Below are 19,746 nucleotides of genomic sequence, written 5' to 3' on the forward strand. Positions count from 1 at the left end.
GCGCCACCGCACGCTTGACCAAATGTGTCCGCCACATGGATCCTTACGCAATGACAACGGGGGTGTTGCGTAACCCTGACTTCCTCCGGTTCCTCAGCTCGCACGCCGCGAACGAACTCGGAGCGAACATCTCGCGTGTGGCGCTGCCGCTCGTCGCGGTCATGACGTTGCACGCCGGTCCGGCTCAGGTCGGTCTGTTGTCGTCGCTGCAGACGGTGGCGTTCCTCCTGCTCGGCCTGCCTGCGGGGGTGTGGGTCGACAGGCTGCGCAAACGCCGCGTCATGATGGCGTCGGACCTCGCGCGGTTCGTGCTGCTCGGCAGCATCCCGGTGGCGGCCGGTCTCGACCTGCTCAGCATCGAGCTGCTGTTCGTGGTGGCGCTGCTGGCGGGCGTCTCGCAGGTGTTCAACGACGTGGCCGACTCGACGTACCTGCCCAACCTGGTCAGCACCACGCAGCTGAGCGACGGCAACGCGAAGCTGGAGACCGTACGGGCGAGCGCGTTCCTCGCCGGCCCCGGCGTGGGCGGGGCGCTGGTGCAGTTACTCGGCGCGCCCCGGACGGTCCTGACCACCGCTCTCGGGGCGCTCGCGTCAGTGTTCTTCCTGTCCACGGTGAAGGTGCCGGACAAGCCACCGGCCGACACCGAGCGCGGCCCGATGCTGCGGGGCATCAAGGAAGGACTGGCGTACGTGTGGCAGGACCGCCTGATGCGGGCCTTCGGCGCCTCGTCCGCGCTCGGCAATCTGTGCGTGAGCGGCGTGCTCGGCCTGTCGGTGCTGTTCCTGGCGGAGACGGTCAAGCTGGCCCCGGGCGCTGTCGGGGCCTTACTCATGTCCGGCGGCATCGGCGGGGTGCTGGGCGGCCTGACCGGCGGCTGGCTGTCGCGCAGGTTCGGCAGCGCCAGGACGACCCTGGTCGCCACCGCCGTCGGGGCCCCGTTCGGGCTGCTGCTGCCGCTGACCGAGCCCGACTGGCGGGTGGTCTGCTTCGCGCTCGCCTCGATGGGGATCTCGTGGGCCGCGGCCATGTCGAACGTCGGCCAGAGCACCTATCGCCAGACCGTCACCCCCGATCACCTGCTCGGCCGGGTGAACGCGTCCGTGCGGTTCGTGACGTGGGGCGTGATGCCGCTGGGCGCGCTGCTCGGCGGCATCGTGGCGCAGCAGATCGGGGTGCGGCAGGCGCTGTGGCTGCTGATGGTGGGCAGGGCGGTGGCGTTCGTGCCGCTGCTGTTCTCGCCGCTGCCGCGGATGCGTGACTTCGCCGACGCACGGCCTCACCAGTGACGGGCTCGCGAACAGGCCGGGCTCAGCCCAGCTCGTAGACGGCGCCGCTGCGCGCCAGCTCGACCGGCCCCGCGAAGCCGCCCGCCGACGCCTCCTCCAGCACGGTCGCCGAATCGTTCCACGGCACGAGGTGGGTCAGCACGAGCCGGCCGACGCCCGCCTTCGCGGCGTGCTCGGCCGCCTGCCGGCCGGTCAGGTGGAGGCCGGGCGGCAGGTCGGGCCCCTCGACGAAAGACGCCTCGCACAACAGCAGGTCGGTGCCCGTCGCCAGCTTGACCAGTTCCTGCGACTCGCCGGTGTCGCCGGAGTAGGCGACACTCCTGCCGCCGTTGGCGACGCGGAAGCCGTACGCCTCGACCGGGTGGTTGACCAGGCCGGCGGTCAGCGTGAACGGGCCGATCTCGAACGAGCCAGGACGCAGCGGGACGAACTCGAAGGCCGTCTCCAGCGCGGGCTCCTCCGGCATGCCGTACGCGCCCGCCAGCCGCCTCGGCGCGTCGGCCGGGGCGTAGACGGGGACGAGCGGGTAGGGCGCGGCCGGCCCGTACGTCCTGGCCACGTGGTAGCCGCAGATGTCGAGGCAATGGTCGGCGTGCAGGTGGGACAGGCAGATCGCGTCCACGTCGTACAGGCCGATGTGGCGTTGCAGCGCGCCCAGCGAGCCGCTCCCGAGGTCGAGCACCATCCTGAACCCGTCGGCCTCGAGGAGGTAGCAGGACGCGGGACTGTCGGGCCCGGGGTAGCTGCCCGAGCACCCGACGATGGTCACCTTCATGTGGGCCTCCCGTTAAAGGTAGTACCCCCCACTGGTGCGACTTCGACCGCGTCGATCTCCGGCCCCAGGAAACGCCGGCCGAGCCGGGCGAAGAGCAAGGAGTCGCCGGTGGCGCGGAAACGGTGCCGGGGGGTGGCCTCGCCTCCTGCCGCCAGTCCGCGGTCGTGCAGGATCCGATAGACGTCCTTGGCCGTCTCGTCGGCGCTGGAGATGAGCGTGACCCCCTCGCCGGCGACGTAGGAGATCGCGCCGGCGAGCAGCGGGTAGTGGGTGCAGCCGAGGATGAGCGTGTCGCAGCCGGCGGCCCTGACGGGCTCCAGGTAGCCGCGTACGACCTCGATCAGCTCGTCGCTCATCGTCTCGCCGCGCTCGACGTACTCGACCAGGCGTGGGGCGGCCACGCCGGTGAGCTGCACGTCGGGGGCGGCGGTGAAGGCGTCGTGGTAGGCCATGGACTCGATGGTGGCCCTGGTGGCGATCACGCCGACCTTGCCGTTGCGGGTGGCGCGCACCGCCCGCCGCGTGGCCGGCATGATCACTTCGACGACCGGGACGTCGTACCGCTCACGAGCGTCGCGCAGCACGGCCGCGCTGGCGCTGTTGCAGGCGATCACGAGCATCTTCACGTTCTGCTCGACCAGGTGGTCCATGACCTCCAGCGCGTACGCCCGCAGCTCCGCGATGCGTTTCGGCCCGTACGGCTGGCGGGCCGTGTCGGCCACGTAGGTGATGGACTCGTGGGGCAGCTGGTCGATGATCGCTCGCGCGACCGTCAGCCCGCCCACCCCGCTGTCGAAGATCCCAATGCTCGCGTCCGGCACGCTCTTGAGGGTAGGCGACCTGCACGATCAGCACTGCGTAAGAATGCTCACACCTGCGACACATGAGCTTGATGCGGTGTTGCCTTGGTCACAGGCCGACCTTCAGCCTCTTCCGACGCGGGCGAGCTGGCGCGACTGGGCGACCAGGCGGCCGGTGGAGTCGCGTACCTCGACCTCCTCGTCGAACCAGCCGTCGGCGACCAGCCGGCCGCTGCCGAGCAGGGTGAGCCAGCCGGGGGCGGGCAGGGCGCGCAGGTGCCAGGTGAGGTCGACGGTGGGCGCCCAGCCGCGCGAGCCGGAGGAGAAGATGACCGGCGGCAGCACGTCCACGGCCAGCGCCAGCACGTACGGGTCGGGGTCCTGGGGCTCGGCCATCCTGAAGTACGCCCGCGACTCGGGCCTGCCGCTGGGCCGGCCGTGCAGCCAGCCGATGGTGGGCGGGTCGAAGCGCAGCTCCATCTGGGCGTTGAGGGTCATGCCCGACTCGGGCTTGGGGTCGGGCAGCTTGGCGCACTCCTCGACGGGCGGCATCTCAAAAGCCGGTTCGTCAGCATAAATCGGCTCGACGTCCTGCAACGTGGCCGTCGTGATCAGGCTCTCGATCTGCGTCACGCCGTCCTGCACCAGCCTCGCGCGCGCGAACGCCACGGTCCTGCCCGCCTTCAGCGGCTCCACGACGACCTGCGCGGGACCGGCCACGGGCGCCTTGTGGAACTGCGCCGTCGTGCTCACCGGATGCTCGAACGGCGAGGCGTCCACCGCCGCCCGCAGGATCACGGCCATCAGATAACCGCCGTTGAGCGGCCCGCCGATCGCGTATCCGGGATCGAGACAGACGTCATAGGTGTGCTCGTCGACCCTGATCGCCTGCGTCGCCTCGTCGAACTTCGTCATCAGTCCCGCCTCATGTCCGAACTATGTTCTAGACATGCTAGGGCATTCGCCCATCAGCGCGCCTACCTGCGAAAACGTGATTCGGCTGACAACGTTTGATCATGGCAAGTGTCACCGAACTCATCGGTCAGTCCGTTTGGGACTCCAACGGGGTGTGGGTCGGTTTCGTGGTGGACATCCGCGTGGTCAGGCACAAGGGCGAGCTCCAGCAGAGCCACACCGTCTACGGCCTCGTCGTCTCCGGCCTGCGGGCGCCGTTCCTGCTCGGGCTCACCCGTGATCGCCAGGGCCGATCGGCCTGGTTGTCACAGCTGCTCGCCCGGGTCGTCTACGCGGGGTGCACGTTCGTCCCGTGGGAGAACGTCGTCGATTACGGAGGCGGGGAGGTGTACATCGATGTCCTGAGAAAAGAGCTGAATCGGGTCTAATCTCAACTTCAGTACATTGCAAGCGCCCGTCTAGCAACATCAGCTACCTTCTCTGTGGTCAAAAGTCCACATTGTGAGTTGAGTGATGTCTGCTAACAATCCCCCCTATGGCCAGGATCCTGACCGGACCACGGCGTACAACTGGAACCAGGGGCAGCAGCCGGAGGGCGCGCCGACGGCGCAGTATCCGGGGCAGCCCTACCCTCCCCAGCAGCCTTATGGCCAGCAGCCGGCTCAGGGGCAGGGGGCATACGGCCAGCAGGCGTCCTACGGCCAGCAGCCCCCCTACAACCCCCAGTACGGCCAGCAGCCCCCTCAGCAGCAGCCGTACGGCGGCCAGCAGGCCCAGGGCGGCTGGCAGCAGCAGCCCCAGCAGCAGTACCCCCAGCAGGGCGGCTGGGACCAACAGCAACAGCAGCAACAGCAGCAACAGGGCTGGCAGTACGAGCAGCAGGGCCCGCAGCAGGGTCCGCAGCAGGGCGGCTGGCAACAGCAGGGCTGGCAGCAGCAGGGTCCTGAGGGCTTCGGCCCGGCGGAGCCCGCCAAGAAGGGCCGCAAGAGCTGGATCATCGCGGCGGCGGCGGCGCTGGCCGTCGTCCTGCTCGGCGGCGGCGCGGTGTGGGCCGTGGGCGCACTCGGCGGCGGCGGCACCCAGCCGAGCGACGTCCTGCCGGCCGACGCGATCGCCTACGCCCGCCTCGACCTCGACCCGGCCGCGAACCAGAAGGTCGCGTTGTTCCAGCTGGCGGGCAAGTTCACCGCCACCAAGGACTCCTTCACCGGGGACGACCCGCGCAAGGCGCTGTTCGACCTGCTGAACGAGGACGGCGACAGCAAGATCGACTTCGCCAAGGACGTGGACCCCTGGCTGGGCAGCCGCGTCGGCTTCGCCGCCATGCCGTCGGGCAAGACGCAGCCCGACTTCGCGGTGGCCATCCAGATCACGGACGAGGAGGCCGCCAAGGCCGGCATCGCCAAGATCATGGAGAACGACAAGTACGGCATCGCCTTCCGCGACGACTACGCGCTGGTGACTCCGACCCAGGACCTCGCCACCAAGTACGCCCAGGCCGAGGGCAGCCTGTCGGACAACGCCGGGTTCAGCGAGGACATGGGCGCCCTCGGAGAGCAGGGCGTGCTGTCGTTCTGGGCCTCCATGGGCGGGCTGATCGAGCTCGCCAAGAAGGAGGTCCCGGCCAACCAGGCCGCGGTGCTCGACCAGGTCAAGGACGCCAGGTTCGCCGGCGCGCTGCGCTTCGACAGCGCCTACGTGGAGCTGGCCGGCGTCGTGCGCGGCGCCAAGGGCATGGCCCCGGAGGGCGACCTGCCGAAGGCGAACATCGGCACGCTGCCCGCCACCACGGCCGGCGCCGTCTCTATCTCCGGCCTCGACCAGGTGCTCACCAAGCAGTGGGCCGAGATCGAGAAGCAGGCGAGCGCGACCGGCGGCGCCCAGGTCGCGCAGATGCTGCAGCAGGTCAAGACCCAGTTCGGCCTGAGCCTGCCCGGTGACCTCGCCACCGTCGTCGGCAAGAACTTCACCGTCGCCGTCGACAGCGAAGGCCTGGACACCAACCAGATCAAGGGCGGCGTCCGGGTCGCCACCGACGCGGCCAAGGCGCAGGCGATCGTGGACAAGGTGCTGAACGCGATGTCGCAGAACGGCCAGCCCGCGCCGCAGGTCGCCAAGGTCGCGGGCGACGGCGTCTTCACCCTGGCCACCTCTCAGGACTATGCGAAGAAGCTGGCCGAGGAGGGCACGCTGGGCGAGTCGGAGACGTTCCAGACGGCCATCCCGAACGCCGGCGATGCCAACTACGCCATCTTCGTCGACCTCGACAAGGTCGAGAAGCTGTACCTCGCGTCGATGCAGGGCGACGACAAGGCCAACGCCGAGGTGTTGCGGGCGGTCGGCCTGAGTGGCAGCCAGACCGACACGGAGGCGACGTTCTCGCTGCGTCTGCTGTTCAACTGACCCACCCGGAGAGAACGCGAAAGGCGGCCGGCCCCTGAGGGGACCGGCCGCCTGGCGTTTTCGTGGGAGTCAGGCCCAGAGCTGTCCTTCGAGGCGTTCCTCCGCCTCGTCGAGCGTGCCCTCGTACGCGCCCGTCGACAGGTATTTCCACCCGCCGTCGGCCACCACGAACACGATGTCGGCCCGCTGCCCCGCCTTGACCGCCTTCTTCGCCACCCCCAGCGCCGCGTGCAGCGCGGCGCCGGTGGAGACGCCGGCGAAGATGCCCTCGGCGGCCAGCAGCTCGCGGGTGCGCCGCAGCGCGTCGGCCGAGCCGACCGAGAAGCGGGTGGTCAGCACGGACTCGTCGTAGAGCTCGGGGATGAACCCCTCATCGACGTTGCGCAGCCCGTAGACCAGCTCGCCGTAGCGCGGCTCGGCGGCGACGATCTGCACGTCGGGCACGCGCTCGCGCAGGTAGCGCCCGACGCCCATGAGCGTGCCCGTGGTGCCGAGCCCGGCCACGAAGTGGGTGATCGCGGGCAGGTCGGCGAGGATCTCGGGGCCGGTGGTCTCGTAGTGGGAGCGCCAGTTGGCCGGGTTGCCGTATTGGTAGAGCATCACCCACGACGGGTTCTCCGCCGCCAGCTCCTTCGCCACCCGCACGGCCTCGTTGGAGCCGCCGGCGGCGGGCGAGGAGATGATCTCCGCGCCCCACATGCGCAGCAGCTGGCGGCGCTCCTCTGAGGTGTTCTCCGGCATCACGCAGATCAGCTTGTAGCCCTTGAGCTTGGCCGACATGGCGAGCGAGATGCCGGTGTTGCCGCTGGTGGGCTCAAGGATCGTGCAGCCGGGGGTGAGCAGCCCGTCCTTCTCGGCCTCCTGGATCATCCAGAGCGCCGGTCTGTCCTTGATCGACCCGGTCGGGTTGCGGTCTTCGAGCTTGGCCCAGACGCGCACCTCGTCGGAGGGTGACAACCGGGGCAGCCCGACCAGCGGCGTGCGCCCGACCGAGTCGATCAGCGAGTCGAAACGCATGTCATCCGCCGGCGACGGCAGGCAGGACGGTCACCGTGTCGCCGTCGGACAACGGGGTGCCGAGGCCGCCGAGGAAGCGGACGTCCTCGTCGTTCAGGTAGACGTTGACGAACCGGCGCAGGCTGCCGTCGTCGACCAGGCGGTCCTTGATGCCGGGGTGGCGGGACTCGAGATTGCTGATCAGCTCTTCGAGCGTGGCGCCCTCGGCGTTCACGGCCTTCGCGCCGTCGGTGTAGTTGCGCAGGATCGTCGGAATGCGTACCTCGATGGCCATCGCGGTCAGTCTCCTCAAGGTGTCAGTCGTCGTCCCATCGGCAGCAACGCCGATGGAGGGGTGCGGATTCCATGGGCTCGTACGCCGACAGCGCCACGCGCGGACGAAGGTCCTACGGGCGGGAAACCGGCGGTTCGCCCGCCGGACAGTCGTAGACGACGACGGCAGGAGTGTGTGCGAACAGGAAGCTCTGCACAGGCCTGACCATCATGGGAGAAACCTTACCTCTTCCTCGGTGATCTGCCCGTCGAGGATCCGGTAGGAGCGGAACTCCACCTCGTTCTCGTCCCGCGTGGAGACCAGCACGTAGTGGGCGTCGGGCTCTGAGGCGTAGGAGACGTCGGTGCGCGACGGGTACGCCTCGGTGGCCGTGTGGGAGTGGTAGATGACGACGGGCTCTTCGTCGCGTTCGTCCATCTCCTTCCACACCCTGAACTGTTCCATCGAGTCGAAGCGGTAGAAGGTGGGCGAGCGCTCGGCGTTCTCCATCGGGATGAAACGCTCGGGCACGCCGTTACGGCCCGCGATGACGCCGCACGCCTCGTCGGGGTGATCGGCGCGGGCGTGGGCGACGATCTTGTCCGCCAGTTCCTGCGAGATCGACAGCATGCCCGGAAGCTACCAGAGGGCCCGGACCAGGCTGTCCTGGAGGTAGGTCAGCCAGTCGTAGGTGACGTAGGCCGGGTAGCGGGGGTCGTCCTCGGACATGACCGCGATCTCGTCGTGGACCTCCTCGGTCACGTCGAGCTTGGTGCCGAGCGTCAGGCGCAGGTCGTTGAGCGAGCGCAGCCACGCCTGGGCCTCCTCGGCCGACAACTCCGCCCGGCCCGCCCTCGCGGTGGCGTGCACGGTCTGCGCGTCGGCCCGCTTGCCGTCGCGCAGCGTCGCCTCGGTGTAGCGGCGGAACTCGGCGGAGTCCTTGTCGTCCTCGTACGCCGAGGGGAACAGCCTGGCCAGCACCGGATCGGACGGCGCCGCGCTGTCACCGATGCCGAGCGCCCGCTCGAGCGGGTCGTCGCTGGTCTGACCCGGCGAGACGATGCCCAGCATCATGGAGACCAGCGAGCGCAGCAGCGAGATCTCCGCCGCCTCGAACTCGGCGACGACGCCGCCGTCCTTGCCCCGCGAGAACCCCGAACTCACCTGTGCCTCTTCCCGGTAGGAGTGCCGCGGCCCGTGGATCTCACTTGACCGAGTCCGGCTGGAGCGTCGCCCACAAGCCGTAGGAGTGGAGAATCTGCACATCCCTTTCCATCTCCTCGCGCGTGCCGCTGGACACGACGGCCTTGCCCTTGTGATGCACGTCGAGCATCAGTTTCTCGGCCTTCTCGCGGGTGTAGCCGAAGACCGTTTGGAAGACATAGGTCACGTAGGACATGAGGTTGACGGGGTCGTTCCAGACGATGGTCACCCATGGCAGATCGGGCCGGACGTCCGATGACGGACGCTCAACGGCGATTGGAGCGGTGCTACCCACATCCCCGAGTCTGCCCTATCTGGGCCGTAGTCTTCGAGTCGTGAGAATGACCATGAGCACTGCGTTGCTCACAGATCACTATGAGCTGACAATGTTGCAGGCCGCCCTGCGCAGCGGCGCGGCGCACCGGCGGGCGGTTTTCGAGGTGTTCGCCCGGCATCTCCCCGGTGGGCGGCGTTACGGTGTCGTCGCAGGTACCGGGCGCGTCCTGGACGAGCTGGAACACTTCCGTTTCGGTGACAATGAACTCACCTTTCTGCGCGACCACCACGTCGTGGACGAGGCGACCCTGGCGTTTCTCGCCGATTACCGGTTTTCCGGCAACATCTACGGCTATCTCGAAGGCGATCTCTACTTCCCCGCCTCCCCGATCATGGTCGTGGAGGGCACGTTCGCCGAGGCCGTGCTGCTGGAGACGCTCACGCTGTCGATACTCAACCACGACTGCGCCATCGCCTCCGCCGCCTCCCGCATGACCAACGCGGCGGGCAAGCGGCCGATCATCGAGATGGGCTCGCGGCGTACGCACGAGCACGCCGCCGTGGCCGCCGCCAGAGCCTCCTACATCGCCGGGTTCGCCTCCACCTCCAACCTGATGGCCGGCCACCTGTACGGCGTGCCCACGGCCGGCACGGCGGCCCACGCGTTCACGCTGCTGCACGACAGCGAGCGCGACGCGTTCCAGGCCCAGATCGCCTCGCTGGGGCCGGAGACGACGCTGCTGGTGGACACGTACGACGTGGCCGAGGCCGTGCGCACCGCCGTCGAGCTGGCAGGACCGAAGCTGGGCGCGGTCCGCATCGACTCGGGCGACCTGGCCGCCGCCGCCCAGGAGGTGCGCGAGCAGCTCGACTCCCTCGGCGCCTTCGACACCCGCATCCTCGTCACCTCCGACCTCGACGAGTACGCCATCGCCGCGCTCGCCGCCGCCCCCGTCGACGGCTACGGCGTCGGCACGTCCCTGGTGACCGGCTCAGGGGTGCCGACGGCGGCCCTGGTCTACAAGCTGGTGGCCCGTGAGACGGCCACGGGCAAGCTGGAGGCCGTGGCCAAGCGGTCGGTGGGCAAGCCGTCGCGTGGGGGGCGCAAGGACGCGTACCGGATGGTCGACGCGGCCGGCCACGCCGAGACCGAGCTGATCACCACCGGCGGGCTCGTCCCCCAGGGCGGAGTCCCGCTGCTGCACGAGCTCGTCCGCGACGGCGAGGTCGTCGGCCGCGAGCCGCTGTCGGCCGCCCGCGACCGCCACGCCGCCGCCGTCGCCACCCTCCCCCAGGAGGCGCTGCAGCTCGGCAGGGGGTACGCGGCGATTCCGACCGAGTTCGCCTGACGTAAGGTGCTACCTATGGGCACCGCACTGATCATCGTTGACGTGCAGAACGACTTCTGCGAGGGCGGCAGCCTGGCCGTCACGGGTGGGTCGGAGGTTGCCGCGGCGATCAGCCGCCACGTGGCCGGCCACCCCTACGACCACGTCGTGGCCACCCGCGACTACCACGTCTCCCCCGGCGACCACTTCGCCGAGACCCCCGACTACGCGGCCAGCTGGCCCGCCCACTGCGTGGCCGGCTCGCCCGGGGCCGAGTTCCACCCCGACTTCGACGTCTCGAAGGTGGAGGAGGTCTTCAGCAAGGGGGCCTACGAGGCGGCCTACAGCGGCTTCGAGGGCGCCTCCGGCGACGAGGTGCCGCTGGATCAGTGGCTGCGCGAGCGCGGGGTCACGGAGGTCGACGTGGCGGGCATCGCGACCGACCACTGCGTCCGCGCCACCGCCCTCGACGCGGTCAAGCACGGCTTCGCGGTGCGGGTCCTGCTCGACCTGACGGCCGGCGTGGCGCCCGCGACGACGCAGGCGGCGCTGGCGGAGATGGAGCAGGCGGGCATCACCCTCCAGGGCGCCCCCGCCGTCGGCTGAGCCGATCACGAACCGTACACAGTTTGCAACGCTACGGTCATGTGATATCGAGGAGAACGGACGCCGCTCCGAAGCCGGAGTACCACGGAGAGTGATCACTCTTCCAAGCGGTGGGAGGTTCTCCATGCTGCCTCTGTCCCTCGGCGTGGCCTGGCTCGCCCTCGGGCCCCTCGCCCTGTGGTTGCTGGTCAGGGGCACCACGATCGACCGCGCCGCCGGCGTCGTGACGCTCGTCCTGCTGGAGGCGGGCACCATCGCCATGAGCGCCCTGCGCCCGCCGCCCGCGCCCGCCGCCGAGCCCTCCCCGCCGGCCGTGGCCGTCGCCGCCACCCCGGCCGCGCCGCCGTGCCGTGGGCACGCGCCCGTCCCCCGCACCGCCGACGTGAGCCGGCACCTGGTGCTGACGTGGCCCGCGGTCCCCGGCGAGTGCCGCACCGCCGAGGTCGTCGTGCTCCCCCGCGGCGACAAGCTGCTCATCTGGCTGTACGCCGCCGGCCACGCCGGCCGGGCACCCTCGCGCCACTCCTACGCCCGGCCCGTCCACGTGAAGAACGGCACCGCCTCGCTGACGGTGCCGCTGCACCCGGAGAAGGGCGTGGTGCCGGTCGACGGCCGCACCGGCCGCCCGATCCCCTCACGCGCCGCCTGAGCCGTGTCAGGCGTGGGTGACGGTCAGCCGCAGCGCGTCGTCGATCCTGGCGTACACCTCGAACGCGTGCCGCAGCCCCGTGATCGACAGCACCCGCGCCATGACCCCCTGCACCCCGCCCAGCACCAGCCTGGTGCCGCCCCCCTCGCAGCGCTGCATGAGGTGGACCAGCTCGTTCATGCCCATGGAGTCGCAGAACGAGACCTCGCTGAGGTCGAGGATCAGAAAGGGCTGGGGCAGCAGCTCCCAGATCTGCTGCACGTGCTCCTGGAAGATCGGCAACGCGTTGACGTCGAGCTCGCCTTCGAGCCTGACGATGATGGCGTTTCGAGAGAGGCCTGAAGTGACGGTGAGCGTCGGCTTTCCGGTGGCCTCAGACGACATGGGCAAAGTCCTTCTGCGTATCCCAAGACAGCCAAGAGTGGTTGTTGCCGGTTCCGTCGAGCTTCTAACAGAAGGCCAGTGCTCTGTGACCAAATGCGCATAGTCACGTACCGTGACGGCCATCTCCACCCTTGCTGACCTGCGCCTCGGCCGGCGGGCGCGCCCGCCGGCCGAGACGGTCAGCGGCGCTGGGTGGCCCAGCGGCGGATCATGGCGATGCGCTCCTGGATCTGCTCCACCGTCGCCTGCGCGATCGGCGGCCCGCCGCACGCCCGCCGCAGCTCGTTGTGGATCACCCCGTGGGGCTGGCCGGTGCGGTGGTTCCAGGCGCCGACGAGGCCGTTGAGCTCGCGCCGCAGCTCGGCGATCTGCTCGTGGGGCGCGAGCTCCTGCCGGGGCTCAGCGCTCTGCTGCTTGCGCCTGGCGGCCTGCTGATCGGACTGCCGCTTGCGCAGCAGCGTGGCCACCTGGTCGGGCTCGAGCAGGCCGGGCAGGCCGAGGAAGTCCTCCTCCTCGGCGGAGCCGATCTCGGCGCCCGTGCCGAACTCGCCGCCGTCGAACAGCACCCGGTCGAACGTCGCCGACGTCTCCATGGTCTCGAACGGCAGCTCGTCGCCGAGGACGTCGGGGTTGTCCTTCTGCCGGTTGGCCTGGTCGAGCAGGGTGTCGTCGAGGCCGTCCTCGGGTGGCCGCTTGTTGAGCACGTGGTCGCGCTCGGCCTCCATCTCGTTGGCCAGGCCCATGAGGGTCGGCACCGAGGGGAGGAAGACGGACGCGGTCTCGCCGCGCTTGCGGGCGCGCACGAAGCGGCCCACGGCTTGGGCGAAGAAGAGCGGGGTCGAGGTGGAGGTGGCATAGACGCCCACGCACAGGCGCGGGATGTCGACGCCCTCGGACACCATGCGGACGGCGACCAGCCAGCGGTCCTCGGAGGCCGCGAACTGCTTGATCTTCTTCGACGCGCCGGGGTCGTCGGACAGCACGACCGTGGCGCCCTCGCCGGTGATGTTGCGGAGGTGGCGGGCGTAGGCGCGGGCGGTCTCGTGGTCGGTGGCGATGACCAGGCCGCCCGCGTCGGGCACGCCCCTGCGCACCTCGGTGAGCCGGCGGTCGGCGGCCTGCATGACCTGGCGGATCCAGTCGCCCTTGGGGTCGAGCGCGGCCCGCCACGCCTGGGAGAGCTGGTCTTTGGTGAGCGGCGTGCCGAGCGTCGCGGCGATCTCGTCGCCGGCGCGGGTGCGCCACTTCATCTCGCCGGAGTAGGCGAGGAAGATCACGGGACGGACGACGCCGTCGGCGAGCGCGGGGCCGTAGCCGTAGGAGTAGTCGGAGACGCTGCGCTTGACGCCCTCGCCGTCCTCCTCGTAGGCGACGAACGGGATGGGGTTGTCGTCGGACCTGAACGGCGTGCCGGTGAGCTGCAGCCGCCGGGTGGCGGGCTCGAACGCCTCGCGCACGCCGTCGCCCCACGACTTGGCGTCGCCGGCGTGGTGGATCTCGTCGAAGATGATGAGCGTCCTGCGGGCCTCGGTGCGCGCCCTGTGGAGCGCGGGATGCATGGCGACCTGCGCGTAGGTCACCGCCACCCCGGTGTAGTCGCGCGAGGTGGTGCCCTGGCTGTTCTTGAACTCGGGATCGATGGCGATGCCCACCTTGCCCGCGGCGTCGGCCCACTGGCGCTTGAGGTGCTCGGTGGGCGTCACGATGGTGATCGCCTTGATCACCCCGTTGGCGAGCAGCTCGCTGGCGATGCGCAGGGCGTAGGTGGTCTTGCCGGCGCCCGGCGTCGCCACGGTGAGGAAGTCACGCGGCTCGCGCCTGAAGTAGAGGTCGAACGCCTCCTGCTGCCAGGCCCTGAGCTTGGGAGCGGTGCCCCATGCGGCGCGGTCTGGATAGGAAGGCGAAAGGTGGGACGCGGCGAAGGTGCTCACCGCATCACCTCTGAGGTTGGTGTGCTTCGCTCTCTCACAGTGACCCAAGGGTAATCGGGCCCACCGACAAGACGTGCCGTGAGCCGAGGATTCTGGCCAACGTTCTCCTCACGTGCTATGCGGCTTATCGGAGGCTCGTCAGCACCGTGTCGAGCGCCTGCCTGCGGCTTTCCTCCTCAGGCTGGAGCAGCCCGAGCAGCAGCACCGGCCTGCCCTGGCGAGTGACGAGCGTCACGCGCAGGTACGCCGGCCGGTTGACCACGTCGCGGTATTCGGCGCGCAGCGCCCGGGTGTGGCCGTCCTGGGTGCGGCGGTCGTCCACGACCGTCACGCGGTCGCCCTTGAGCAGCAGCTTGGAGTAGAGCTCGGCGGCCTGGGCCGTGGCCTTCTTGGCGTCCTCGATCGGCCCTTCCATCGGGCGGGCCATCACCAGCCCGCCGGCGTCGTCGCGGGCGACCGAGGTGAAGCCCGTGACCGGCGGCACCGGGTCCGTCTGCCAGCCCTCGGGGAGGGTCGCCGTCACGCCGGCCCGCGGGTCGCTCAGGCGGCCCGGCTCGGGCTCCTCGGCGACGAAGCGCAGGGCGGTGACCGTGGCCGCCGCCACGAGCGCCGCTGCGGCCGCCAGGGCCGTCAGCACGGCCACCTTCCACGGCACCTTCCGCGGCGTCCCCGTGCCGCTCTGGGCGCCTCCCGCGCGCTGTCTGGGGGCGGTGGGAGCGCCGTAGAGGTGCGCCGACGGCGGCAGGTCGTCGGAGTCGTCGCGGGCGGCGCCGCGGATGCGCGGGCTCCACGACGGCTCGTCCGCGTCGTGGAGGTCGTCTTCGTTCCAGAACGACTCGTCCGGCTCCAGGTCCAGCGGATGCCGCCGCTGCCGCCGGTCTTCGGTGCGCGCCCACCCCGAGCCGTCGGAGCGGCCCCACTCCGCGTCGTCGGGCGGCTCGTCGCGGCGCCTCCAGGCGGCCGGCGGCTCGGACGGGGGCGCGGACGGGGGCGCGGCGGGGCGGGCCTCCGCCCAGTGTTGCTCGGCGCGCCGGCCTTCGACCTGGCGCGGCTGGTCCTGGTGCTGTTCGGCGCGCCGGCGTTCGAGCTGGCGCTGCTGGTCCTGGTACGGCGGCCGCGTCCTCTTGGGGCGCGGCGGCGGGACGTCGTCGGGCGGGGCCGGGTCGGGGGGAGGGGACGGCGGGCGGCGGTGCCTGGGCCCCGGTTGCGGGGGCCAGACCCGGTGATCATCGTCCATGTCACCTCCTCGCCCGCTGTCCTATCACTCCTGGCGACCGGTGACAGGCGAAGTGTGACCGGTGTGACGGGAGGGACGGAATTTCAGCGCGTACGACCGGCGAGCAGCGTCCCGCTGAGCGCGATGGCCGCCATGAGGCCCGCGATGACGAGGAACCCGGTGGCGATCTGCTGCGGCGCGTGACCGATCACGTTCACCAGCGCGCCGCCGATCCCGACGGACAGCGCCGAGCCGAGCTGGTCGGAGACCGACAGCGAGGCCGAGTTCGCGCCCTGCTCGTTCACCGGCGACTGCTTGAGCGCGGTGACGTTGGTGGTGGTGATGCCGTAGCCCATGCCGAGCCCTGCGAGGATCCACGCCGGCACGGCGATCCACCCCGTGACGCCCGGCAGCACGGACAGCAGGCTGACCAGGATGCCCGCGGTGACGAAACCGGCGCCCAGCCTGATCCGCCTGTGCGGGTCGGCGGACTGCCTGCTCTGCAGGTACGCCCCGGCCGACCAGCCCAGCGCGCCCGTGGTGAGCGCGACGCCGGCCGCGGTGGTCTCGAACCCCTTCACCTCCTGCAGGGCCAGCGGGATGAAGGAGTTGACCCCGAAGAACGAGGCCGAGAAGAACCCGCGCATGAGGACGGTCGTCGGCAGCCCGCGCCGCAGCAGCAGCGAGCCAGGCGGCAGCAGGCGGTAGAGCCCGACGACGAGCAGCGCCAGCCCGGCCACGCTCGCCACCACGGCGGGCAGCACGTCGCGGTGCAGCCCGTCCACGCCGTACAGCAGCAGCCCGGCGCCGCCGGCGGTCGAGGTGGCGGCCAGCGTCATCGCCACCGGCTTGGAGCGCGGCCCGGTGGCGGGCTGGGCCTGGTGCGCCGAGCCCATCCGCAGCGCCGGCACGAGCATCACCAGCGCGGGGATGACCAGCGGGACGATGCCGTAGAAGACGTAACGCCAGCCCCACGTGTCGCCGACGAACCCGGCCACGGACGGCCCCACCATGGCGGGCACGACCCAGGCGGCCGACAGCGCGGCGAACGCCTTGGGCCGCACGTCCATGGGGTAGACGCGGGCGATCATCACGTACAGGGCGACGATCGCGGAGCCGCCGCCGAGCCCCTGCACGACCCGCGCCAGCAGGAACATCTCCGCGGACGACGCGGCGCCGGCCAGCCCCATGCCGGCCGCGAACAGCACCACCCCGGCCAGGAACGGCGCCGGGTAGCCGCGCTTGTCGGACCAGAGCCCGGAGACGACGTTCATGAACAGGCTGGCGATGAGGAAGGCGGAGAAGCTGATGCCGTAGAGGTCGAGGGCGTTCAGCTCCTTGGCGATGGACGGCATCACCACACCGACCGACATGCCCTCGAAGGCGATCAGCGTGACCACCAGGAGGATCCCTAACGTGGCCGCCCGGTACGCGGTGTCGAAGATGCCGGGCGGTTTTGTGGGAGTGTCGAGTGCTTTTGGTGCTGTCACCCGGACATCGTAGTTCGCCCCGTTCAGGTCGCGGACGAGGCCCGGAACGCGGCCCACATCTCGTGCATGCGGTGAGCCTGGCCTGCGGTGAACTCCCACATGCAGCGGTCGTGGGCGTAGTCCATGAAGTTGTGCGCCGGGTCCTTGCCCGGCCGGTCGGCGCAGGTGTCCTTGTCCTGCGGGCACGCCTCGGTGGGCCTGGCCTCGGCCGGCGTGTCGTCGATGCCGTCGCCGGGCTCGCGGCAGCCGTTCTCGAACGTGTGGAACAGGCCGAGCCAGTGGCCGATCTCGTGGACGCCGGTGAAGCCCTGGTTGTAGTTCGTCATCGCGCCGCCCGGCAGGCTGCGCCAGTCGATCACGACGCCGTCGAGCGCGGGGGCGCCGGCGTACCAGTAGGGGTAGCTGGCGAAGCCCAGCATCAGCTCGCTGAGCTGGGCGATGTAGAGGTTGAGCGTGTCGGCCCCGCCTTCGTGCAGGGCCTTCTTCATGACCTTCTCGTTGCCGACGGGGTCGGTGAACCAGGCCGCGCTGCGCCGGACGGAGATGGTGTCGAGGCGGAAGCGCACGCCGGTGTCGACGCCGCCGAACTTGCCGGCGTACGCGGCGTTGAGCACCTCGATCTGGGCCTTGACCGTCTCTTCGGAGACCTGGCGGTCGGGGCCCGAGGCGATCACGTGCACGCGCGTGGGCACGGTGATGTGGGTCGGCGGGGTGACCCCGGCCAGGCGGCGGCCGAGCTCGCCGACGACCTTGGCGACGTCTTCCGGCTTGGGCGAGCGCGGCACGGGCGCGCGGGCAGGACCGGGCATCGGACGCTGCCCAGTGTGGGGCTCGGCGTGGCGTCCAGCGCGAGGCTCGGCGTGCTGCCCCGCGGGGTGTCCAGCGCGATACTCGGCGTGCTGCCCTGCGTGGTGCCTGGGGTGCTGCTCGGCGTGTTGTCCCCCCGCGCACCGATCCGCCGGCGCGGCCCCCGACCTCAGCGCGGCGCCGGCGCCCGCCGCCGATCCGTCAGGAAGCGGCGGGATGAGCCCGGCGGCGAGCAGGCATGCCAACGAGACGGCGGTCGCGCGCCGGACCATGCATATCCCCCACGGCTTGAGACGATCTGGCTACAGACCGTAACCCTCCGTGTGGGGATTAGCGCACAGCAACACTCACTGCTTGTCGTCGCCCTCGCCGCCGCCGGGAGGCAGACCTTCGTAGATCTCCTTGCACTCCGGGCAGACCGGATATTTCTTGGGGTCGCGGCTGGGCACCCAGATCTTGCCGCACAGGGCGCGAATGGGCGTGCCGGTCACCATGCTCTCGGTGATCTTGTGCTTGTCCGCGTAGTGGGCGAACCGCTCGTGATCGCCGTCGCCGTGCGACGTCCGCGGAGTGGTCTCCTGCTCGGGGAGGATCTTCGTGCTCACCCCATCGAGTTTATGCCCGCCCAGGACCCCGCACAGCGCGACGGCCCCCGCCCGCGAGGGACGGAGGCCGTAGGTGAGAAGCGATCAGCCCATGTGGACGGGAGCGCCCTCGGTCTTCCTGCCGGCCCTGACGAACATCGTCAGCGCGGCGGTCAGCACCGCGATGCAGGTGCTCACCACGAAGGCGAGGTGCATGCCGTCCATGAAGGAGTTGTGCACGGCGCTGACGACGGGCTCGGGCAGCCCGGGCGGCGCCGCGCCGAAGGCGGCGGCCTTCTCCAGCGCCGTCATCTGCTCCGGCGGGATCTGCTGGGCGATCGGGCCGAGGTAGCCGGGCATATTGCTGGAGATCTCGGACGCCATCACGGCGCCCAGGATCGCGGTGCCGAGCGCGCCGCCGACCTGCATGGCCGACTGCTGCACGCCACCGGCGACGCCGCTCAGCTCGACGGGAGCGTTACCGACGATGATCTCGGTGGCGCCCACGAAGACGGGCGAGAGGCCGAAGGCCAGCAGCACGAACGGGATGCCGCTCTCGATGAACGAGGCGTCGATGCCGAGCCGCGACATGAGGAACATCGCGAACGCGGTGATCAGCAGGCCGCCCGCCATGGTGATCTTCGGTCCGAACCTGCTCAGCATCATGCCGGCCAGCGGCGAGGCGACGATCATGCCCGCGCTCATCGGCAGCATGCGCAGGCCGGCGTCCAGCGGCTCGAGCCCGTGCACGCCCTGGAAGAAGAAGCCCAGGAAGAACATCGCGCCGAACATCGCGAAGGCGACCATCATCATCAGGAACGTGCCGATGGAGATGGACGGGTTGGCGAACAGCGACAGCGGCACCAGCGGCTGGCTCGCGCGGCTCTGCCAGAAGATGAACAGGCCGATGAGCACCACGAACACGGCGAGGAAGGTCAGCGTCGTGCTGTCGCCCCAGCCCCAGTCGGGGGCCTTGATGATCATCCAGACCAGCGAGAACATCGCGCCGGACAGCAGCACCACACCGAGCCAGTCGATCCTGGCCAGGCTCTTGGCGCGGTTCTCCTTGATCAAAATGATGCCCATGACCAGGGCGATGACGCCCACGGGGGCGTTGATGAAGAAGACCGACTCCCAGTTGCCGCCGCCGACGAGCAGGCCGCCCACGATCGGTCCTGCCGCGCTGGACAGGCCGATGATGGCGCCCCAGGCACCCATCGCCTGGTTCAGCTTCGGCCCGGGGAACGCACTGCGCAGCAGCGCCAGGGCGGCGGGCTGCAGCAGGGCGCCGAACAGGCCCTGCAGCACCCGCAGGCCGATCAGCGCGCCGATGGGCGTGACACCGGGAACGACGTCGGCGAGCTCGGCGCTGAAGCCGATGCCCACCGACGAGACGGCGAAGCCCCCCACACCGATGAGAAAGACGCGCTTGTGCCCGAACAGGTCACCGAGCTTGCCGGCGGTGATCAAGAAGACCGCGAGCGCCAGCAGATAGCCGCTGGTCACCCACTGCAGGTCGGAAAGCGACGCCTTGAGGTCCGTCTGGATGACCGGGTTGGCGATGCCGACGACCGTGCCGTCGAGCATCACCATGATGACGCCCAGACTGACCGCCAGCAGAACGAGCCACGGGTTGCCCCCGGTCCCCGTGCCGGCCGGGCCGGGCGATGACGGTGCGTCGACCGCCTTCGCGTGAGCCATTAAGTCCCCCTATTTCCACAGATCGCCCCACACCGGGGCAAAAAAGTCCTAAGCCTCCGGTAATCTATGGCACAGGGTGACACTTCACAACTGACTTAAAGACGGCGGGCTATGACTTA

The 19,746-nt window shown here is 70.2% G+C and carries 21 protein-coding genes; 6 read left to right on the forward strand and 15 right to left on the reverse strand.

Features of this window, described 5'->3' with window-relative positions; genetic code table 11:
* Positions 1 to 50 precede the first annotated feature (50 nt).
* On the forward strand, positions 51 to 1,289 hold the full coding sequence (locus ACFFR3_RS02090) for an MFS transporter (protein WP_364378706.1): 1,239 nt from the start codon (positions 51 to 53) through the stop codon (positions 1,287 to 1,289).
* A 22-nt stretch (positions 1,290 to 1,311) separates the two neighbouring features.
* On the opposite strand, the gene ACFFR3_RS02095 is transcribed toward ACFFR3_RS02090, so the two are convergent.
* The 3 genes from ACFFR3_RS02095 to ACFFR3_RS02105 form a co-directional block, all read right to left on the reverse strand.
* Positions 1,312 to 2,064: an MBL fold metallo-hydrolase gene (locus tag ACFFR3_RS02095; protein ID WP_345397751.1), complete on the reverse strand. Its 753-nt coding sequence runs from the start codon at positions 2,062 to 2,064 to the stop codon at positions 1,312 to 1,314.
* Positions 2,061 to 2,885, reverse strand: a complete 825-nt coding sequence (gene murI / locus ACFFR3_RS02100) for a glutamate racemase (protein ID WP_364378709.1) — start codon at positions 2,883 to 2,885, stop codon at positions 2,061 to 2,063. The genes ACFFR3_RS02095 and murI overlap by 4 nt, the downstream gene beginning before the upstream one ends.
* Positions 2,886 to 2,987: 102 nt before the next feature.
* Complete coding sequence (locus ACFFR3_RS02105; RefSeq protein ID WP_364378712.1) at positions 2,988 to 3,779, reverse strand: thioesterase family protein; 792 nt, start codon at positions 3,777 to 3,779, stop codon at positions 2,988 to 2,990.
* Positions 3,780 to 3,880: 101 nt separating this feature from the next.
* Between ACFFR3_RS02105 and ACFFR3_RS02110 the strand changes: the two genes are divergently transcribed.
* Positions 3,881 to 4,207, forward strand: coding sequence for a hypothetical protein (locus ACFFR3_RS02110; protein WP_364378715.1), 327 nt, complete (start codon positions 3,881 to 3,883; stop codon positions 4,205 to 4,207).
* Positions 4,208 to 4,292: 85 nt separating this feature from the next.
* The gene (locus ACFFR3_RS02115) at positions 4,293 to 6,182 is read left to right on the forward strand and encodes a DUF3352 domain-containing protein (protein WP_379482505.1); all 1,890 of its coding nucleotides are present in this window, start codon (positions 4,293 to 4,295) and stop codon (positions 6,180 to 6,182) included.
* A 69-nt stretch (positions 6,183 to 6,251) separates the two neighbouring features.
* On the opposite strand, the gene ACFFR3_RS02120 is transcribed toward ACFFR3_RS02115, so the two are convergent.
* From ACFFR3_RS02120 to clpS, 5 genes are all read right to left on the reverse strand, one after another.
* Positions 6,252 to 7,199, reverse strand: a complete 948-nt coding sequence (locus ACFFR3_RS02120; protein WP_379482506.1) for a PLP-dependent cysteine synthase family protein — start codon at positions 7,197 to 7,199, stop codon at positions 6,252 to 6,254.
* A gap of 1 nt (position 7,200) precedes the next feature.
* On the reverse strand, positions 7,201 to 7,473 hold the full coding sequence (locus tag ACFFR3_RS02125) for a MoaD/ThiS family protein (RefSeq protein WP_345397736.1): 273 nt from the start codon (positions 7,471 to 7,473) through the stop codon (positions 7,201 to 7,203).
* Positions 7,474 to 7,680: 207 nt separating this feature from the next.
* The gene (locus ACFFR3_RS02130) at positions 7,681 to 8,082 is read right to left on the reverse strand and encodes a M67 family metallopeptidase (protein WP_345397733.1); all 402 of its coding nucleotides are present in this window, start codon (positions 8,080 to 8,082) and stop codon (positions 7,681 to 7,683) included.
* 9 nt (positions 8,083 to 8,091) lie between these two features.
* Positions 8,092 to 8,616 (reverse strand): DUF2017 domain-containing protein, encoded by a 525-nt coding sequence (locus ACFFR3_RS02135; protein WP_345397730.1) that lies wholly within the window; start codon positions 8,614 to 8,616, stop codon positions 8,092 to 8,094.
* 40 nt (positions 8,617 to 8,656) lie between these two features.
* The gene (gene clpS / locus ACFFR3_RS02140) at positions 8,657 to 8,950 is read right to left on the reverse strand and encodes an ATP-dependent Clp protease adapter ClpS (RefSeq protein ID WP_345397727.1); all 294 of its coding nucleotides are present in this window, start codon (positions 8,948 to 8,950) and stop codon (positions 8,657 to 8,659) included.
* Between the two features lie 46 nt (positions 8,951 to 8,996).
* Between clpS and ACFFR3_RS02145 the strand changes: the two genes are divergently transcribed.
* The 3 genes from ACFFR3_RS02145 (at position 8,997) to ACFFR3_RS02155 (ending at position 11,514) form a co-directional block, all read left to right on the forward strand.
* Entirely contained in the window at positions 8,997 to 10,280 is a 1,284-nt protein-coding gene (locus ACFFR3_RS02145; RefSeq protein WP_364378728.1) for a nicotinate phosphoribosyltransferase, read from the forward strand.
* 15 nt (positions 10,281 to 10,295) lie between these two features.
* A complete protein-coding gene (locus ACFFR3_RS02150) occupies positions 10,296 to 10,865 on the forward strand; it encodes a nicotinamidase (RefSeq protein ID WP_345397718.1) in 570 nt (189 codons plus the stop codon).
* A gap of 124 nt (positions 10,866 to 10,989) precedes the next feature.
* A complete protein-coding gene (locus tag ACFFR3_RS02155; protein WP_345397715.1) occupies positions 10,990 to 11,514 on the forward strand; it encodes a hypothetical protein in 525 nt (174 codons plus the stop codon).
* 6 nt (positions 11,515 to 11,520) lie between these two features.
* Here ACFFR3_RS02155 and ACFFR3_RS02160 read toward each other — a convergent pair whose 3' ends face one another.
* The 7 genes from ACFFR3_RS02160 to ACFFR3_RS02190 form a co-directional block, all read right to left on the reverse strand.
* Positions 11,521 to 11,898, reverse strand: coding sequence for an STAS domain-containing protein (locus ACFFR3_RS02160; protein ID WP_364378732.1), 378 nt, complete (start codon positions 11,896 to 11,898; stop codon positions 11,521 to 11,523).
* A 179-nt stretch (positions 11,899 to 12,077) separates the two neighbouring features.
* Positions 12,078 to 13,829, reverse strand: a complete 1,752-nt coding sequence (locus ACFFR3_RS02165; RefSeq protein WP_345397709.1) for a DEAD/DEAH box helicase — start codon at positions 13,827 to 13,829, stop codon at positions 12,078 to 12,080.
* Between the two features lie 124 nt (positions 13,830 to 13,953).
* The gene (locus ACFFR3_RS02170) at positions 13,954 to 15,066 is read right to left on the reverse strand and encodes a hypothetical protein (RefSeq protein ID WP_379482507.1); all 1,113 of its coding nucleotides are present in this window, start codon (positions 15,064 to 15,066) and stop codon (positions 13,954 to 13,956) included.
* 83 nt (positions 15,067 to 15,149) lie between these two features.
* Positions 15,150 to 16,535, reverse strand: a complete 1,386-nt coding sequence (locus ACFFR3_RS02175; RefSeq protein WP_345397700.1) for an MFS transporter — start codon at positions 16,533 to 16,535, stop codon at positions 15,150 to 15,152.
* 23 nt (positions 16,536 to 16,558) lie between these two features.
* Positions 16,559 to 17,344 (reverse strand): zinc metalloprotease, encoded by a 786-nt coding sequence (locus tag ACFFR3_RS02180; protein ID WP_364378742.1) that lies wholly within the window; start codon positions 17,342 to 17,344, stop codon positions 16,559 to 16,561.
* A gap of 345 nt (positions 17,345 to 17,689) precedes the next feature.
* Complete coding sequence (locus ACFFR3_RS02185; protein WP_237101223.1) at positions 17,690 to 17,947, reverse strand: DUF3039 domain-containing protein; 258 nt, start codon at positions 17,945 to 17,947, stop codon at positions 17,690 to 17,692.
* An 84-nt stretch (positions 17,948 to 18,031) separates the two neighbouring features.
* Positions 18,032 to 19,627, reverse strand: coding sequence for an MFS transporter (locus ACFFR3_RS02190; RefSeq protein ID WP_379482508.1), 1,596 nt, complete (start codon positions 19,625 to 19,627; stop codon positions 18,032 to 18,034).
* Positions 19,628 to 19,746 lie beyond the last annotated feature (119 nt).

Source organism: Nonomuraea salmonea (assembly GCF_042428605.1).
Classification (GTDB): Bacteria; Actinomycetota; Actinomycetes; order Streptosporangiales; family Streptosporangiaceae; genus Nonomuraea; species Nonomuraea salmonea.

Coding starts and splice junctions, on each gene's coding strand:
- ACFFR3_RS02155 (WP_345397715.1), top strand. CDS start 10,990: ATGCTGCCTCTGTCCCTCGGCGTGGCCTGGCTCGCCCTCGGGCCCCTC.
- ACFFR3_RS02190 (WP_379482508.1), bottom strand. CDS start 19,627: ATGGCTCACGCGAAGGCGGTCGACGCACCGTCATCGCCCGGCCCGGCC.
- ACFFR3_RS02095 (WP_345397751.1), bottom strand. CDS start 2,064: ATGAAGGTGACCATCGTCGGGTGCTCGGGCAGCTACCCCGGGCCCGAC.
- ACFFR3_RS02150 (WP_345397718.1), top strand. CDS start 10,296: ATGGGCACCGCACTGATCATCGTTGACGTGCAGAACGACTTCTGCGAG.
- ACFFR3_RS02130 (WP_345397733.1), bottom strand. CDS start 8,082: ATGCTGTCGATCTCGCAGGAACTGGCGGACAAGATCGTCGCCCACGCC.
- ACFFR3_RS02120 (WP_379482506.1), bottom strand. CDS start 7,199: ATGCGTTTCGACTCGCTGATCGACTCGGTCGGGCGCACGCCGCTGGTC.
- ACFFR3_RS02170 (WP_379482507.1), bottom strand. CDS start 15,066: ATGGACGATGATCACCGGGTCTGGCCCCCGCAACCGGGGCCCAGGCAC.
- ACFFR3_RS02145 (WP_364378728.1), top strand. CDS start 8,997: ATGACCATGAGCACTGCGTTGCTCACAGATCACTATGAGCTGACAATG.
- ACFFR3_RS02105 (WP_364378712.1), bottom strand. CDS start 3,779: ATGACGAAGTTCGACGAGGCGACGCAGGCGATCAGGGTCGACGAGCAC.
- ACFFR3_RS02115 (WP_379482505.1), top strand. CDS start 4,293: ATGTCTGCTAACAATCCCCCCTATGGCCAGGATCCTGACCGGACCACG.
- ACFFR3_RS02160 (WP_364378732.1), bottom strand. CDS start 11,898: ATGTCGTCTGAGGCCACCGGAAAGCCGACGCTCACCGTCACTTCAGGC.
- ACFFR3_RS02125 (WP_345397736.1), bottom strand. CDS start 7,473: ATGGCCATCGAGGTACGCATTCCGACGATCCTGCGCAACTACACCGAC.
- ACFFR3_RS02090 (WP_364378706.1), top strand. CDS start 51: ATGACAACGGGGGTGTTGCGTAACCCTGACTTCCTCCGGTTCCTCAGC.
- ACFFR3_RS02180 (WP_364378742.1), bottom strand. CDS start 17,344: ATGCCCGGTCCTGCCCGCGCGCCCGTGCCGCGCTCGCCCAAGCCGGAA.
- ACFFR3_RS02110 (WP_364378715.1), top strand. CDS start 3,881: ATGGCAAGTGTCACCGAACTCATCGGTCAGTCCGTTTGGGACTCCAAC.